Below are 702 nucleotides of genomic sequence, written 5' to 3'. Positions count from 1 at the left end.
TGTTCCTGCTCCGTCGATTGCTGCTGGTTCTGAGACGGATGAGGTTCCGGCTGATGGTTCGGAGAAGACCTTGGATGACAAGGTTGAGAATCCGACTGATGGCATGACTGGTGAGGTCCTGGATAAGGACGGTAATCCGATTAAGGATGCGACGGTTACGGTTGATCCGGATACCGGTGAGATTAAGGTGACGGTGCCGGAGGGTACTGCACCGCAGGATGGCAAGGTTGTTGTCAAGGATAAGAATGGCGACAAGGTCGGTGAGGTTGATGTGAAGATCACCGAGCCGAAGAGTGATGTTCCTGCTCCGTCGATTGCTGCTGGTTCTGAGACGGATGAGGTTCCGGCTGATGGTTCGGAGAAGACCTTGGATGACAAGGTTGAGAATCCGACTGATGGCATGACGGGTGAGGTCCTGGATAAGGACGGTAATCCGATTAAGGATGCGACGGTTACGGTTGATCCGGATACCGGTGAGATTAAGGTGACGGTGCCGGAGGGTACTGCACCGCAGGATGGCAAGGTTGTTGTCAAGGATAAGAATGGCGACAAGGTCGGTGAGGTTGATGTGAAGATCACCGAGCCGAAGAGTGATGTTCCTGCTCCGTCGATTGCTGCTGGTTCTGAGACGGATGAGGTTCCGGCTGATGGTTCGGAGAAGACCTTGGATGACAAGGTTGAGAATCCGACTGATGGCATGAC

General features: G+C 53.7%; 1 pseudogene. It reads left to right on the top strand.

Annotation, left to right across the window (positions count from 1 at the left end):
* Positions 1-702: pseudogene (locus tag MHY08_RS11595) on the top strand (hypothetical protein); the annotation flags it as partial.

This window comes from Corynebacterium sp. ACRPJ, from assembly GCF_022347345.1.
Classification (GTDB): domain Bacteria; phylum Actinomycetota; class Actinomycetes; order Mycobacteriales; family Mycobacteriaceae; genus Corynebacterium; species Corynebacterium tuberculostearicum_D.
This window is presented reverse-complemented; position numbering and strand designations above follow the sequence as displayed.